A 17,190-nucleotide genomic window follows, 5' to 3' on the forward strand; every position below is an offset into this window, starting at 1 on the left:
TAATTTTAAGCGACATTTTGTCTGTATTTTTAGTATGGAATATATTTTGACTGATCAGAAGCAAAGTTATATCATTTAAAGTTAAAAATTTAATCCAATAAATTGTAATTTTAATGGTATCGAAATTTATAAGTAAAATCAATCATAAATCACATACATATGAACATAAATAAATTTACAATTAAGTCGCAGGAAGCCATTCAGCTATCACAGCAATTGGCACAACGCAACGGACAGCAGCAAATAGAAAACGAACACATTTTCAGAGCTATTTTTGATGTAGATGAAAATGTTGCTCCTTTTATTTTGAAAAAACTGAATGTAAATGTTCCGTTGTTTTTACAAATATTAGACAGTACAATTCAGAGTTTTCCTAAGGTTTCCGGAGGTGATATTTTACTTTCCAGAGATGCAAATAAAGCACTGAATGAAGCAGAGATTATTGCTCAAAAAATGAACGATGAATATGTTTCTATCGAACATTTAATATTAGCAATTTTCGATTCAAAAAGCAAAGTTTCTCAGATTTTAAAAGATCAGGGAGTTACGGGAAAAGGGCTTAAAGCAGCAATAGAAGAACTTCGTAAAGGAGAAAGAGTAACATCGGCTTCAGCTGAAGAAACCTATAATTCGCTAAATAAATACGCTAAAAACCTAAATGAATTAGCACGAAACGGAAAACTTGATCCGGTAATTGGGCGTGATGAAGAAATTCGCCGTGTATTGCAGATTTTGACCCGTAGAACAAAAAACAATCCAATGTTAGTGGGAGAGCCAGGAGTTGGTAAAACTGCTATCGCAGAAGGTTTGGCACACAGAATTGTTGATGGCGATGTACCTGAAAACCTAAAAGATAAAATTGTTTTCTCACTAGATATGGGAGCACTGATTGCAGGTGCCAAATTCAAAGGAGAATTTGAAGAACGTTTAAAAGCCGTTGTAAAAGAGGTTACCGCTGCCGAAGGTGATATCGTTTTATTTATTGATGAAATTCATACACTTGTAGGTGCGGGTGGAGGAGAAGGCGCGATGGATGCGGCCAATATCTTAAAACCTGCTTTGGCTCGTGGTGAGTTAAGAGCCATTGGGGCAACGACATTAGACGAATATCAAAAATATTTTGAGAAAGACAAAGCTTTAGAACGTCGTTTCCAAAAGATCTTAATTGACGAACCGGATACTGAAAGTGCGATTTCTATTTTACGTGGAATCAAAGAAAAGTACGAAACACATCATAAAGTTCAGATTAAAGATGAAGCGATTATAGCCGCAGTAGAGCTTTCGCAACGTTATATTACAAATCGTTTTTTACCGGACAAAGCCATTGATTTAATGGACGAAGCGGCTTCAAAATTGCGTATGGAAATCAATTCAAAACCAGAAGAATTAGATGTTTTGGATCGTAAAATCATGCAGCTGGAAATCGAAATAGAAGCCATAAAACGAGAGAAAGAAGAAAGCAAACTGAAAATTTTACGCATGGATTTGGCGAACTTAAAAGAAGAACGCAACGAAATTTATGCAAAATGGAAATCAGAAAAAGATGTTGTTGACGGAATTCAGGCAGTAAAACTAGAAATAGAAGATTTTAAATACGAAGCAGAACGTGCAGAACGTGATGGAGATTATGGAAAAGTAGCCGAAATTCGTTACGGAAAAATCAAAGAAGCGCAAGAACGTCTGGATGTTTTGCAAAAACAATTGCAGGAATATCAATCAGGAACTTCTTTGATTAAAGAGGAAGTAACCCGCGAAGATATTGCTGAAGTCGTTGCAAAATGGACCGGAATTCCTGTAATGAAAATGCTTCAGACAGAACGTGAAAAACTATTGCATTTGGAAGACGAATTGCACAGACGTGTTGTAGGTCAAGAAGAAGCGATTGAAGCCGTGAGTGATGCCGTTCGTAGAAGTCGTGCAGGTTTGCAGGACATGAAAAAACCAGTTGGAACCTTCTTATTTTTAGGAACAACCGGAGTTGGTAAAACGGAGTTAGCAAAAGCTTTGGCAGAATATCTATTTGATGACGAAAATGCCATGACGCGTATCGATATGAGTGAGTATCAGGAACGGCACAGTGTAAGCCGTTTAGTTGGTGCGCCTCCTGGATATGTAGGTTATGACGAAGGTGGTCAATTGACGGAAGCCGTTCGTAGAAAACCGTATTCTGTAATTTTGTTGGATGAGATCGAAAAAGCGCATCCGGATACATTCAATATTTTATTGCAAGTTCTTGATGAAGGTCGTTTGACGGATAACAAAGGTCGTCTGGCTGATTTTAAAAATACAATTATCATCATGACATCCAACATGGGAAGTCAGATTATACAAGATAAGTTTGAAAATTTAAAAGGAAGTATAGAATCTGCTACGGAAGCTGCAAAAGTCGAAGTTTTAGGATTGTTGAAACAAACAGTTCGTCCCGAATTTATAAACCGTATCGACGAAATCGTAATGTTTACGCCTCTAACGGTTGATAATATTTCTAAAATCGTGAGTTTGCAACTTAAGAGCGTTACAAAAATGTTAGCCTTACAAGGCATTACCATGGATGCTACGCCAGAAGCGATTAAGTATTTGTCAGATAAAGGTTATGATCCACAATTTGGAGCAAGACCTGTAAAACGAGTGGTTCAAAGAGAAGTTCTGAATCAATTGTCAAAAGAAATTTTGGCAGGAAACATCACAACAGACAGCATTATTTTGATAGATGCTTTTGATGGACAACTGGTCTTTAGAAACCAAACCCATTGAAAGATAATTTACTGTAGAGACGCACAGCAGTGCGTCTTAGTCTAAGGTACAAAGGTTCTGAGGGACAGAGGTTCGAAGGTTTTAACGCAGAGATGCACAGCAGGGCATCTTTAAAATGTTTAAAAAGAAACACCAGTAGAAATGCTGGTGTTTTTTTGTATAAAAAAGATTCGCAATTCGAAAATAATATAACTTTTTTTTAAAGTAATATAAAATAATTCCGAATAAAGTCTTGACCTTTACAACACTGATTTAAAAATCAATCAAAAGAATTATAACCTTAATCAAAAGACAATGAACAATATTTTTAGAGGATTAATAGCAGGCTATGGCGCCAAAAAATTAGGTGGAGGATGTTTTGGAACTATCTTAGTTTTTATAATTATATGGGTACTTTTAGGGCAATGTCATTGATTTTTTAGCTAGAAAATTCGGTAAAAAAGTCTTAGATTAGCGCCAATAAACAACCAAACGTACTAATTATACTGGATGCTTATAGCCAGTGAATTACGTAGTTTTTAAAAACAAAAAAAGCAGAATGGCATCAGGTTTTTTCGTACTATTAGACGATATCGCAGCAATTATGGATGATGTTGCTGTAATGAGTAAAGTTGCAGCAAAAAAAACAGCAGGTATTTTAGGAGATGATTTAGCAGTAAATGCTGAGAAAGCTTCTGGATTTGCCTCGTCCAGAGAACTTCCGGTATTATGGGCAATCAGCAAAGGTTCACTTCTTAATAAAGTAATCATTTTGCCGATCGCTTTTTTATTAAGCGCATTTTTTCCTGTTGCAATTATTGTAATTTTAGTACTTGGCGGACTTTTTTTAGCGTATGAAGGAGCAGAGAAAATTTACGAATTTATATTTCCGCACGAACACGAAGAATCAGAAGGAATCACGGATGAAATTTTAACAGAAGAAGAAATTCTCGAAGCTGAAAAAGGAAAAGTAAAATCAGCAATAATAACCGATTTCATCTTATCCGTCGAAATAGTAATTATTGCGCTTGGAACCGTAATTGGCAAACCAATTGCACAACAAATAATGGTAGTTTCAATAATTGCAGTAATTGCGACAATTGGAGTTTATGGCATCGTTGCTCTTATAGTACGAATGGACGAGGCAGGATTTAAATTAATCCAAATCAGTAAAAAAGACAAAAGCATCCTGAAATTTATCGGAAACATATTGGTAAAAGCACTTCCATTAGTTATTAAGGCTTTGACCGTTATTGGTACAATCGCCCTAATTTTAGTAGCTGGCGGAATATTTGTACACTATATTCCATTTTTCCATCACTTGGCTGAGCAAATCGAAATCCCTGCAATTATAAAAGAATTTGTGGTTGGAATTGTTTTAGGATTTGCGGTTTTAGCAATTGTAAATGTGATAAAAAAGATACTTCCAAAGAAAGCAGCACATTAAATTCAGAATAAAATCATATAGAAACACTAGTCGAAAGGCTGGTGTTTTTTTTTGGAGCAAAACAATCATTTTCAAAAGACCATTATTCCCGTCATCCACTATATCTTTTTTTTCGAAAAAAACTCAAAAAAAGGATGCCGTTTCTACCGGGGCTATACAAGAAATTTTAATTTTCATAAGAAATAACTGTAGTTGCGTAAATTTTTTTATATAAATAAGTTTTTGATTTACAGGTATTTAATCCTTTTGTTGTTTTTTTTAACATTTATCAAAAGCAACCAAAGCAACGTATCTGCATCTTCATAGTAATTAACAATTAATTATAATTTTATATGAAAAATTTTAAACTTAAATCAGTTTTAGTAGTATTATTTTTATCAACAGCATTTATTTCATGCAGTAATGACGATGATAAACCAACTCCTCCGGTATCAAATACAAAAATTTCTTTTGTATCAGCAGTTACAGGACCAGCAACTGGAAAAGTAAATGATGAATTAAGTTATGAGGCAACTTATACTCCTGAAACTGCTTGTGGCGTATTTAGTAAATTTGCAGAAATATCAATTGGTGCATCAAAAGGATTTGGAGTTGAAGTTAAATACCCTGCAGAAGTTTGTACATTACAAGTTCCACAACCTCAAAAAGCAGTTTATAAATTCAAGGCGACAGCAAAAGGGACTTTCGAAATTAAATTCCAAAAATCAGCAACTGAATTCATAACTCAAAAAGTGGTTATAAACTAGTCTTTTTAGTCGATAAATTTTTAGGTTAGAAGCCATTTTATAAATATTTTGATTCTATTAAAGGAATGAAATATTTGTAAAATGGTTTTTTTTATAAATCTTTGGTTTCTAGTGACTAGGGGCAATGTCATTAAGTTAGGCTTTTTTATTTTTACAGCGACTTCCGATGGCTATCGGGCAATGTCATTAACTTAGGGAAAAATCTAATGGAACAATTTGTTTTTGTTCCATCGGAACATTTCATTGGTAGTAGCCCAATAAATACGGCATTTTTTCACGTTCCGTAGGAACGTTTGATTTTATAAATAATAATTGGTAAAAACATATACAGATTACATATATAATTTCTCAAACGTCCCAATGGGACGATGTTTCTCTCGATGCATTTTTTTTCAACCGATGAGATGTTCCGATGGAACAAAATCTAAAATATCTTAACTTAATGACATTGGGCTATCGGGAGCGTGTCGATCTAGCTTTGCGAACTTTGTGTTTTCTATGTGTAAAGTAAAATTAAATCTTAGCGTACTTCGCGGTTAATAACAACCCTTTGTCATTCCTCTAAAAATTACTATTTTTGCACTCTAAATTTTATGTCATGCCGAAAAGAAAATATAAAATCGCCGTTATTCAGTTAAATTTAAATGACGTTGCCGAAAATAATCTTAAAAAATGTATTAGTTGGGTAAAAGATGCTGCCAATAAAGGTGCTGAAGTTATTTTGCTTCCTGAATTATATAGCAGTCATTATTTTTGTCAAAGCGAAGATGTGGATAATTTTGCTTTAGCAGAACCACTTTACAGTACTTCGTTTATTGCTTTTAGTGCTTTGGCAAAAGAATTAGGAGTAGTAATTATTGTTCCTTTCTTCGAGAAAAGAATGGCAGGAATCTATCACAATAGTGCTTACATTATTGATACTGATGGAACTGAAGCTGGTTTATACCGTAAAATGCACATTCCGGATGATCCACATTTCTATGAGAAATTCTATTTTACTCCGGGAGATTTAGGTTTTCAGGCAATCGAAACGAAAAAAGGAAAAATTGGAACACTTATTTGTTGGGATCAATGGTATCCGGAAGCAGCTCGTATTACCGCTTTAAAAGGTGCTGAAGTATTGTTTTATCCAACTGCGATTGGATGGCATCCAAAAGAAAAAGAGCAATATGGCGAAAACCAATATGGTGCCTGGATGAATGTTATGAAAGGTCACGCCGTTGCAAACGGAGTTTTTGTTGCTGCTGCAAATAGAATTGGTCTGGAAAAATATATTGAAGGAACAGAGGGAATTCAGTTTTGGGGAGCTTCGTTTATCGCGGGACCACAAGGTGAAATTTTAGCTCAGGCTTCTCACGATCAGGAAGAAATTTTAATTGCCGAAGTTGATTTGGATCTTCAGGAAAATGTACGTCAGAACTGGCCATTTTTCAGAGACAGAAGAATCGATGCTTTTGGAGATATTACAAAAAGAGCAATAGACTAATTGTAATTAGAATAAAAACAAAAAGGCTGCTTCAATAATTTGAAGCAACCTTTTTTATATTATAACATTTTTTATTTTACCTGGAAAGTAACTCTTCTCACGATTTGACGCGCTTCTTTAGAATTTTTATTCACAGAAGTGTCTTCACCATTTGCAATTACATTCAATCTTGAAGCATCAATTCCAGCATTAGTAGCTACTTTTTTCACAGCTTCAGCTCTTTTTCTTGATAATTCTGTATTATAACTAGAGTTTCCAATTTCGTCAGCATAACCTATGATATCTGCTGATTTACCAGGATTGTTTTTCAAGTATTTCACTAAGAAATCAACACCTGATAACGAAGCATTTGTTGGTTTTGAAGAATTGAAATCAAAATAAACATTTACATATCCACCGTTAATTAGTTCTTCAACAGTATTGTTTGTTGCGCTTTCGCTGCCTTTTTTAGAATAAGTTTTATCTAAATAGCTTTCTAATTCATCCGGAACACCATTTTGATTGTTATCGATAGATTGTCCTTTTGTGTTAACGGCAACTCCTGAAACCGTATTTGGTTCTAAATCATACAAATCAGCAACTCCATCTTTATCAGTATCAATAAGATTAGTTTCGATTGTAGTAACTCTGTCTTCTAATTTATTTAATCTTTCATTATCTTCGGAATACCAGTCAGCATGTTTCTCATTTTTACCTAAGTAGAAAGTCAAACCAACAGAAGCATTTAGTACTACTCCTTCTAACGAACTATTAACAGGAACTCCATGACCATCAAAATTATGGTTTTGTCTTCCGTTAATAATTCCGGTTAAATCTCCGGTTAAAGCAACTCTATTGCTTAGTCTGACTTGCCCTGTTAATCCCATTATTCCATGAGCCATGTAATCTTTTCCGTCAAAAGCATCGTCATTACTTAATTGCGAAACTCCAAATCCACCATGCGCTAATAAACCGAAAGTGTTTGTCCATGTTTCAAAGTTCAAAGCTCTTCCAAGGTTAACAACTCCTTGTAAACTAGCTCTGTAATATTTGCTGTCAAATTCTGGAGTATCATTGCGTTCCTGTAGTTGATCATAACCAACATCCAATTTCAATCCAAATTTAGGATTAAACATATATCTCACACCTAAGTCTGTGTGAAAAAGGCCGAGGGTTTCGCTGGAATAACCAGGAGTCATTGCTCGCACTGGTTTATTTACACCGCCATTTAATTCAACAGACCATTTATTATATGCAGGTTGATCAACTGAAGGTTGAGTTGAAGTAGTGGCCATATTTTGTGCATTTGCTGCAATTGATAGTAGTACAAGGGATACGGAAGCTAATTTCTTTTTCATGATATCTAATATTTAAGTTGATTTTTATTTTAAACTCATGACAAAATTATGGGAGACATTTTAGTTTGTGTTCTATTTGCTCTTACATAATTCCCATCTTTTGGCTTTTAATTATGTAAATAAGTTAAAATAAGGCTAATAAACGCCAAAAAAAAAGGGTAAAATCATTGTTTTACCCTTTTCTATGAAACTGAATGTGAAAATTATTTTAAATCCGGCTGAAAGATTTTTATAGTTCCGTCTCCTTCGCTGCTCACCACTAATAAACTTCTCTTTGTTGGACTTTTAGAAGCCGGAATAAAAAGAATTCCTTCTGGAGCATCACCGGTTTTTACCGTTTGTAAATATTGAGGCGAAGCAGGATTAGTTATATCATAAGTCATAAAAGCATCAGATCTTTCTAAACCTACAAAAAGAATATTTTGAGTTCCCATTTTAACAGCAACAACAGCTTCAGGCTCAGAACCCTTGTCATCGCTGCGTTTGTCGTCATAAGTTCCTAATTCTTGTGTTTTTTTGTCTACATCATTTTTGCTATCGTAAACAATTTTCCCGGTGTTTCCATTCCAAATAGAGAAGGAACGCGCACCAAAAGCGACCAATTCGTCCAAATCACCATCGCCGTCAGAATCTCCCATATCAGTAATTAGATTTAATCTTCCCAAATTTGTTTCTAGTTTTAAAGTTGCAGCATCAGGAAAAACTGTTGGGTCTAACGTCATGTCTTTCATTCTTTTAATATCTGAGTAAGCAGTGTATTCCCTTGCATCACCTTCGTTTGCAGTTACAAAATAAGGGGTATTGTTTGCCGTAAAATGACTAATTCCGTCAGGCATAAACATTCCTTTTACTTTCCATGGATTAAAAGTTATTTTATCATCTTTGTCACTTACATCAATTGCGTTGTCGGCAGTATTGAAATCTTTAAAACCTAAAGGATAAATTGCCGTAATAGTTTTAGAAGTCAAATCTACTTTTGCAACACCATTATTTTCCTGCAAAGTAACCCAAGCCGTTTTAGAATCATCAGAAATAGTCACATATTCAGGCTCAATATCCTGAGCAAAACTTTTTGCAAATTTCGAAATTCTGAATCCATCTTTTGCCAAAGTAGCCGCCTGACCACTCAAAGATGCAAAATCTAAAGTTGTAGCAGCATAATTATTAGCTACTTCAATAATAGAAATACTTCCGTTGGGATCTTGTGAGTAATCCGTATTTGGTTCTCCTTCGTTAGCTGTCATAATATATTTTCCGTCAGGCGAAAAAGTAATCATATCCGGCAATGCGCCAACAGTAATTTGTTTGATTAAACTTAAATCAGTAGTATTAAAAACTACTACTTTTCCGTTGCCTTGTTTGTTAACCGTTGATTCTAAAGCCACAGCAAGTTTTCCATCAAAAACAGCAACACTATTAGAAGCACCTTCGTACGGAGTTAAATCAATTTTACCAATTTTAGTTGGCTTTGTTGGATCAGAGATATCAATTACATCGATTTGGTTCGTTCCGCTATTATTTACTGTAAAAAGTTTTTTTGTTTTTTCGTCATAAGCCGAAATTTCCGCTGCAGCTTCACCACCAATCTTGATGGAACCGATTTCTTTAAAAGTTGCTGGATTTTCATTTACAACAGCTTCAGGTTCTTGGTTATTTGCATTATCATCATTATTACAACTCGCCATAATAAATAAAGCTATTAATAATGAGGTACTTAGTTTTTTCATTTGTTTAGTTTTAGTTTTACCAAATGTAATTAGCACATCTTCGTCGTATATTAAGCCTTCATTATTTAATCTTTAACTTAAATTTCAGCAGGTATTTTGGCATAATTGCAATTTGATTTCATTGTACTATTTTATAATCCTTCCGAATTCTTATCTTTGTACACTTTCAAATTTAGAATCACTTTATGTCAACAAATAATAGAAGATTTCCAGCAGAATGGGAAAAACAACAAGGAATTGTATTGTGTTTTCCGCATAATGGTAATGACTGGCCAGGAAAATACGAGGCTGTTCAATGGGCTTTTGTAGAATTTATTAAAAAAGTAGCCACTTTTGAAACTGTTTTTTTGGTCGTAGCCGATGAAAAATTAAAAGAAAAAGTAGCAGAAATGTTAGAAAGAGCACGTGTAAATATTGCCAATGTTTCTTTCATAATACATAAAACCAACAGAAGCTGGATGCGTGATTCAGGACCAATTATTGTAAAAAATGGTTCGAAAAGAGAAGCGTTGAATTTCAATTTTAATGGTTGGGCAAAATATAAAAACTATCAATTAGATAAATTTGTTCCTGGTAAAATAGCCGATTTTATTGATGTTCCATTAACACAAGTAATGTATAAGGGAAAACCAGTAATTGTAGAAGGCGGAGCAATTGATGTAAACGGAAGAGGAACTTTACTGACTTCTGAAGAATGTTTAATGCATCCAACAATTCAGGTAAGAAATAAAAACTTCACCAAAGAAGATTATGAAGCCGTTTTCAAAGAATATTTAGGAGTTACAAACGTAATTTGGTTAGGTGACGGAATCGAAGGCGATGATACACACGGACATATCGATGATTTATGCCGATTTATAAATGAAGATACGATTGTAACAATTGTAGAAACAGATAAAAATGATTCAAATTACAAACCATTACAGGATAATTTGAAGCGCCTTCAAAATGCAAAACTTGAAGACGGAAAATCTCCAATAATTGTAGCATTACCAATGCCAAAATGCGTAGATTTTGAAGATTTAAGATTGCCGGCAAGTTACGCTAACTTTTTAATTCTGAATAAATGTGTTTTAGTACCAACATTTAATGACAGCAATGATAGAGTTGCGTTGAATATACTTTCAGAATGTTTCCCTGACAGAGAAGTAATCGGAATTAGTTGTATCGATTTTATCTGGGGATTCGGAACATTGCATTGTTTGAGTCAACAGATTCCGGCGTAGATTTAGCCACGAAGGCACAAAGACACGAAGTTTTTTTTGCCCGTTTTGTCAGGTTTACAGAAGTTGAAGTCTCGAAAAGACGCAGAGTCATAAAGTTTTTTACCACTGATTCGTCGCGCTTTTTGTCATTTCGACCGAAGGGAGAAATCACACCAGAAATTCCGTTATCATAATCGCCAATCTTTGTAGAGTTACTTTATGTGATTTCTCCCTTCGGTCGAAATGACAAACCAGACGAAAATATTCTTATGAAAATGATTGTCCTAGCCCCGATAGAAGTGAAAATCCTTTTTGGCGGTCCCGAGGCTTCGGGAGTCACAAAAGATTACTTCACTTAAGTTTTATTTTATTTCGGAGTTCAGTGAACTTCGTTTGAAACGGATAGCGGGATTAGCTCCTGAAAAAGATTCGGTTTTTATCAAAGAAATCGAAATGACATAAAATGAGAAAAAAAATCATTTTTAATTCTTTAATCTGTGGAAAAAAAGAAAAAAACAAGCTAAACCATAAAAAAACCTTGTTAGTAATAACAAGGTTTTATATTTTTTATATCTCTTATGATATTTTATCTTCTCTTCAAGCTCTCACAAATGGAGCTAATAATTGGCTTGAAACTTCTCCAAAACCAATACGAACTTCATTGCTTTCGCAGAAACCTCTTATAATTACCGTGTCATTATCTTCGATAAATTTACGTTCAGTACCATCTTTTAATTTTATTGGATTTTTTCCGCCCCATGTTAATTCTAACATTGAGCCAAAACTATCAGGAGTTGGACCGGAAATTGTTCCGGAACCCATCATGTCACCAGAATTTACACGACATCCGTTAGAGGTATGATGTGCTAATTGCTGTGCCATTGTCCAATATAAATATTTGAAATTTGATTTAGAAACAATCGTTTCCTCCTGATCTACAGGTTGTATTGAAACCTCTAAATGGATATCAAATGTTTTTTTTCCTTTAGTCTGTAAATAAGGAAGTGGTGTAGGATCTTGTTTCGGTCCTTTAGTTCTAAAAGGTTCCAAAGCATCCATAGTTACAATCCATGGAGAAATTGACGTTGCAAAGTTTTTAGCTAAGAAGGGGCCAAGAGGCACATATTCCCATTTTTGGATATCACGCGCGCTCCAGTCATTTAATAAAACCATTCCGAAAATATAATCTTCGGCTTCATAAGTTGGTATATTTTCTCCCATTACGTTTACATCAGTAGTAATGAAAGCCGTTTCAAGTTCAAAATCGACTAAACGAGAAGCGCCAAAAACAGGTAATTTTTCACCATTTGGCAAAGTTTGTCCCATTGGTCTGTGAACCGGAATTCCGGACGGAACAATAGTTGAGCTTCTTCCGTGGTATCCTACCGGAATGTGTAACCAGTTTGGTAATAAAGCATTTTCTGGATCGCGAAACATCTTTCCAACGTTTGTTGCGTGCTCCTTACTAGAGTAAAAATCAGTGTAATCACCAATTAAAACAGGCAATTGCATCTCGACATCATCGATTCTAAAAATAACAATATCGCGATCTTTTGTTGAATCTCTAAGCTGTGGATTCGTTTCGTCGAAAATATCAGCGATACGATTTCGCACTAGTCGCCATGTTTTTTTTCCGTCAGAAATAAAATCATTTAGCGTGTCCTGCATGAACATATCATCGGTTAAATCTATTCCTTCAAAATAGTTTAATTGTTGTAAAGCCCCAAGATCTATGGCATAATCGCCAATTCGCGTTCCTACTGTAACGACATTTTCTTTAGTAAGAAATACACCGAAAGGAATATTTTGAATAGGGAAGTCACTATTTTCTGGTACTTCTAACCATGATTTTCTTTTGGTATCGTTGGCGGTTATTGGCATGTGAATGTTAATTATTTGTTGAAAAATTCTATGTCAAATATATCATAATCTAACAGTTTGACAAACGTTTTTTTGTATTTTTGCAGGAAATTAACGAAAAACGAAAAAATGCAACGCGACGAACAAATTTTTGACCTTATACTAGAGGAACAAGACAGACAAATTCACGGATTAGAACTTATCGCTTCAGAGAATTTTGTAAGTGATGAAGTAATGGAAGCAGCTGGTTCTGTTTTAACTAACAAATATGCAGAGGGATATCCTGGCAAAAGATACTACGGCGGTTGCGAAGTAGTTGACGTTATTGAGCAAATTGCAATTGACAGAGCCAAAGAATTATTTGGTGCTGAATATGCAAACGTACAGCCTCACTCAGGTTCTCAGGCAAATACGGCTGTTTACCACGCATGTTTAAATCCTGGTGATACTATTTTAGGTTTCGACTTATCTCATGGTGGTCACTTGACTCACGGTTCTCCTGTAAACTTTTCAGGACGTTTATACAAACCGGTTTTTTACGGTGTAGATGCTGAAACAGGTCGTTTGGACTATGACAAAATTCAGGAAATTGCAATAAAAGAGCAACCAAAATTAATCATCGCCGGAGCATCTGCTTATTCACGTGATATGGATTTTGAGCGTTTTAGAGTAATCGCTGATAGTGTAGGAGCAATCTTATTTGCTGATATTTCTCACCCTGCAGGATTAATTGCAAAAGGTTTGATGAATGATCCAATTCCACATTGTCATATCGTTTCTACAACAACACACAAAACATTACGTGGACCACGTGGAGGTTTGATCTTGATGGGGAAAGATTTCGAAAACCCACAAGGATTGAAAACTCCAAAAGGAGAAATCAGAATGATGTCTTCATTATTAGATCTTGCTGTTTTCCCTGGAAATCAAGGAGGACCTTTAATGCACATTATCGCAGCTAAAGCAGTAGCTTTTGGTGAAGCATTAAAAGATGAGTTCTTTACTTATGCGATGCAATTACAAAAAAATGCAAACGCTATGGCTGATGCTTTTGTAAAAAGAGGATACAACATTATCTCTGGCGGAACTGATAACCACATGATGCTTATTGACTTAAGAAACAAAGGAGTTTCTGGTAAAGAAGCAGAAAATGCATTAGTAAAAGCAGAAATCACAGTAAATAAAAATATGGTTCCATTTGATGATAAATCACCATTTGTAACTTCAGGAATACGTGTTGGAACAGCTGCAATCACAACTCGTGGTTTAGTTGAAGAAGATATGGAAACTATCGTAGCCTTAATCGATAAAGTACTTGCTGATCATACAAACGAAGCAATTATCGAAGAAGTGGCAAACGAAGTAAATGAAATGATGAGCGAAAGACCAATTTTCGTATATTAAAAAAGTTTCAAGTTTAAAAAGTTTCAAGTTTAAAGTTTTGTGACACGTAAAAAAACGTAAAGCAAAACTTTAAACTTTTTTCGTTCTTAACAGAACTTGAAACAAAGAAAACTTGAAACAAAATAAAACAAAAAAAGACCATGGGCGTATTAAGATTACAACTGCCAACAGATCCAAGATGGGTAAATATTGTTGAGAAAAATATTGAAGAAATCCTGACAGATCACGCTTGGTGCGAGCAAAAAGCAGCAACAAACGCAATAACAATTATTACCAATAACTCAGAGCATCAGGATTTGGTCAAAGATTTATTGGCTTTAGCAAAAGAAGAAATCGATCATTTTGAGCAGGTTCACAATATTATCATCAAAAGAGGCTTGAAATTAGGACGCGAGCGCAAAGATGATTATGTAAATGAATTGTATTTATATATGAAGAAAAGCGGCGACGGAAGTCGTGTTTCTGGTTTAGTCGAAAGATTATTGTTTTCAGCAATGATCGAAGCCAGAAGTTGCGAACGTTTTAAAGTTTTGTCTGAAAATATTCAGGACGAGGAACTAGCTGTTTTCTACAGAGATTTAATGGAAAGCGAAGCGGGACATTATGTTACTTTTATCACTTACGCCCGTAAATACGGAGTTGGAATTGATGTTGAAAAACGTTGGAGAGAATGGCTCGCCTACGAAGAATCAATTATTTCTAACTACGGAAAAGGAGAAACGATTCACGGGTAGGTTTTTTAGTTTTCAGTCTCGGTTTTCAGTCGCAGTCGCAGTCGCAGTTTTTACGTTTGTCACTTTAAGCGATCCCGATAATTATCGGGAGAAACGGGCTGCAATTGGTAAAGTCTAAATCAAAAAAATCCGTATAAATCCGCGTTTTCGCTTAGCGAACCCGTCTCATCCGCGTTCAAAATATTCGCAAAGTTTTTAACAATCTAAACTCTAAAATCAACAATCTAAAATTGTACATTTGAAAGTAACGAAAATTTAGAACTATGAGAATAGAAACGGATCTGAAATTAGGGTTTAAAGACGTAATGATTAGACCAAAACGATCAACATTAAAAAGCAGATCTGAGGTTTCCTTAGAGCGAAATTTTAAATTTTTACATAGCACTACAAATTGGACAGGAATTCCAATTATGGCGGCCAATATGGATACTGTTGGTACTTTTGAAATGGCTGAAGTTCTTGCGAAAGAAAAACTTTTTACAGCCATTCATAAGCACTATTCATTAGAAGAATGGAATAATTTTCTGAAAAAAGTAACACCGGATTTCTACAATTATATCGCGATCAGCACCGGAACAGGAAAAGAAGATTTTGCAAAAATTGGTCAAATTATAACAGCAAATCCTTTGCTTAAATTTATTTGTATTGATGTTGCCAATGGATATTCAGAACATTTTGTGCAGTTCTTAAAGCAAACCCGAAAACAATACCCTGACAAAGTTATTCTTGCCGGAAATGTAGTTACCGGCGAAATGGTTGAGGAATTATTATTGGCTGGCGCCGATATTGTAAAAGTTGGAATTGGACCGGGTTCCGTTTGTACGACACGTGTAAAAACAGGCGTTGGATATCCGCAACTTTCGGCGATTATTGAATGTGCCGACGCTGCACACGGTTTGGGCGGACATATTATCAGCGATGGCGGATGCAGTACTCCTGGAGATGTTGCAAAAGCTTTTGGCGCAGGTTCAGATTTTGTAATGTTGGGCGGAATGCTTGCCGGACATACCGAAAGTGGAGGAGAATTGATTGAAGTAAACGGCGAGAAATTTAAGCAATTTTACGGAATGAGTTCAACAACCGCAATGGACAAACATGTTGGTGGTGTTGCAGAATACAGAGCAAGCGAAGGAAAAACTGTTCAGGTTCCTTTTAAAGGTCAAGTTATTAATACAGTATTGGATATTTTAGGAGGTTTAAGAAGCACTTGTACTTATGTAGGCGCTTCACGATTGAAAGAGTTAACGAAACGAACCACCTTTATAAGAGTAAGCGAACAGGAAAATCAAATTTTCACTAAATAATAAATACTATTTTAAATATAATATGATTACGATTTCAGAAGCAACTATAAACGATATTAAGCAAATTCAGAATATAGTAAATATTACATGGCCAATTACTTATGGTGAGATTTTATCAAAAGAACAATTGGATTATATGTTGGATCTTTTTTATTCTGATGAAACTTTAACGGAACAATACAACAAAAAAATACAATTGTTTTATATGATTTTTGAAGAGGAAACTAATATAGGTTTTATCGGAATAGAACATCATTATAACGAAGATGCAATAACCAAAATTCATAAAATCTATCTTTTGCCGGAAACACAAGGAAAAGGAATCGGTAAAAAAGTTGTCGATGAAATTGGAAAATTAGCTTTAAAAAACAATTCAACATCTTTATTCTTAAACGTAAACCGATTTAATTCGGCATTAGGGTTCTACAAAAAAATAGGTTTTGAAATTATCGATGAAGTGAATATCAATATTGGAAACGGTTATTTGATGGAGGATTATGTGATGGAGAAGAAGCTGTAATAATATAAAATAGTATTTTACTTGTTAAATTTAAAACGTATCTTTGTCATTAATTGAAATATTAATAATGACAGAAATTGTATTAGGGATTGTAATTAGTATATTAACTGGTGTCGTATCATCATATTTATTTCTAATGTATTTTTTGAATCGGAAAAGAGTGAAAATTGAAATATCTTCCCATATAAGTAAAGTAACTTTTGAAGGACAAACAAACTATTTTTTTAAATTCATCAATAAGACAAATTCAGAAATATTTGATATTAGAATTGAACCAACTTTTTACAAACAAGTTGGTGGTGTTGGCGGAATGAATATTCAAGGAAAAGATATCGTTCTAAAAGATAATTTCATTTCTTATATACCTTGTAAAAATAGTAGGGACACTAATGGTTTACATGCTATGCGAGTTCGTACAACTGAAGATATTGAATTAAATTGGAGCGATAATTCATCTTATATTCGACTTACTGTAATTGCAAAACACTCTTTGTCCGGTTTTACGAATGTTTTTGTGAAAGATTTTTATTCTAGAGACGCGATTACTGATAAGAAATTTAAATCTGGTGATGATTTAGGTGTTGGGTAACAATTAACAGTATTAATTAGGCTATGAGTTATTAAATCAATAATATTGTTATATAAATTAATTTAAAATTATTTATTATGAAAAGAGATGTTATAGTA

Annotated in this window: 13 protein-coding genes; 10 read left to right on the top strand and 3 right to left on the bottom strand. The window is 34.5% G+C overall.

From position 1 onward, the window contains the following. Nucleotides 1–159 precede the first annotated feature (159 nt). The 4 genes from clpB to EAH81_RS00305 all read left to right on the top strand — a co-directional run bounded on the left by clpB (nt 160) and on the right by EAH81_RS00305 (nt 6,412). Nucleotides 160–2,754: an ATP-dependent chaperone ClpB gene (gene clpB / locus EAH81_RS00290; protein WP_140502232.1), complete on the top strand. Its 2,595-nt coding sequence runs from the start codon at nt 160–162 to the stop codon at nt 2,752–2,754. A 538-nt stretch (nt 2,755–3,292) separates the two neighbouring features. Further along, a complete protein-coding gene (locus tag EAH81_RS00295; protein ID WP_140502233.1) occupies nt 3,293–4,180 on the top strand; it encodes a DUF808 domain-containing protein in 888 nt (295 codons plus the stop codon). Nucleotides 4,181–4,512: 332 nt separating this feature from the next. After that, entirely contained in the window at nt 4,513–4,926 is a 414-nt protein-coding gene (locus EAH81_RS00300) for a hypothetical protein (RefSeq protein ID WP_140502234.1), read from the top strand. 598 nt (nt 4,927–5,524) lie between these two features. After that, entirely contained in the window at nt 5,525–6,412 is an 888-nt protein-coding gene (locus EAH81_RS00305; RefSeq protein ID WP_099711870.1) for a carbon-nitrogen hydrolase, read from the top strand. A gap of 71 nt (nt 6,413–6,483) precedes the next feature. On the opposite strand, the gene EAH81_RS00310 is transcribed toward EAH81_RS00305, so the two are convergent. Together EAH81_RS00310 and EAH81_RS00315 are read right to left on the bottom strand one after the other, a co-directional pair. Then, complete coding sequence (locus EAH81_RS00310) at nt 6,484–7,749, bottom strand: OmpA family protein (protein WP_140502235.1); 1,266 nt, start codon at nt 7,747–7,749, stop codon at nt 6,484–6,486. A 203-nt stretch (nt 7,750–7,952) separates the two neighbouring features. Next, nucleotides 7,953–9,476, bottom strand: a complete 1,524-nt coding sequence (locus tag EAH81_RS00315) for a choice-of-anchor I family protein (RefSeq protein WP_140502236.1) — start codon at nt 9,474–9,476, stop codon at nt 7,953–7,955. Between the two features lie 185 nt (nt 9,477–9,661). On the opposite strand from EAH81_RS00315, the gene EAH81_RS00320 reads away from it, so the two are divergent. Beyond that, nucleotides 9,662–10,702, top strand: coding sequence for an agmatine/peptidylarginine deiminase (locus tag EAH81_RS00320; protein ID WP_140502237.1), 1,041 nt, complete (start codon nt 9,662–9,664; stop codon nt 10,700–10,702). Between the two features lie 576 nt (nt 10,703–11,278). Here the strand turns inward: EAH81_RS00320 and fahA are convergent. Further along, on the bottom strand, nt 11,279–12,562 hold the full coding sequence (gene fahA, locus EAH81_RS00325) for a fumarylacetoacetase (protein ID WP_140502238.1): 1,284 nt from the start codon (nt 12,560–12,562) through the stop codon (nt 11,279–11,281). Between the two features lie 108 nt (nt 12,563–12,670). Here fahA and glyA point away from each other — a divergent pair, with 108 nt between their 5' ends. The 5 genes from glyA (at nt 12,671) to EAH81_RS00350 (ending at nt 17,092) form a co-directional block, all read left to right on the top strand. Beyond that, nucleotides 12,671–13,945, top strand: coding sequence for a serine hydroxymethyltransferase (glyA, locus tag EAH81_RS00330; RefSeq protein ID WP_140502239.1), 1,275 nt, complete (start codon nt 12,671–12,673; stop codon nt 13,943–13,945). A gap of 140 nt (nt 13,946–14,085) precedes the next feature. Next, a complete protein-coding gene (locus EAH81_RS00335) occupies nt 14,086–14,679 on the top strand; it encodes a tRNA-(ms[2]io[6]A)-hydroxylase (protein ID WP_140502240.1) in 594 nt (197 codons plus the stop codon). Nucleotides 14,680–14,942: 263 nt separating this feature from the next. After that, nucleotides 14,943–15,983 (top strand): GMP reductase, encoded by a 1,041-nt coding sequence (locus tag EAH81_RS00340; RefSeq protein WP_140502241.1) that lies wholly within the window; start codon nt 14,943–14,945, stop codon nt 15,981–15,983. 22 nt (nt 15,984–16,005) lie between these two features. Then, a complete protein-coding gene (locus EAH81_RS00345; protein ID WP_140502242.1) occupies nt 16,006–16,503 on the top strand; it encodes a GNAT family N-acetyltransferase in 498 nt (165 codons plus the stop codon). A 67-nt stretch (nt 16,504–16,570) separates the two neighbouring features. After that, a complete protein-coding gene (locus EAH81_RS00350; RefSeq protein WP_140502243.1) occupies nt 16,571–17,092 on the top strand; it encodes a hypothetical protein in 522 nt (173 codons plus the stop codon). Nucleotides 17,093–17,190 lie beyond the last annotated feature (98 nt).

Source organism: Flavobacterium pectinovorum (assembly GCF_006438875.1).
Taxonomy (GTDB): domain Bacteria; phylum Bacteroidota; class Bacteroidia; order Flavobacteriales; family Flavobacteriaceae; genus Flavobacterium; species Flavobacterium pectinovorum_A.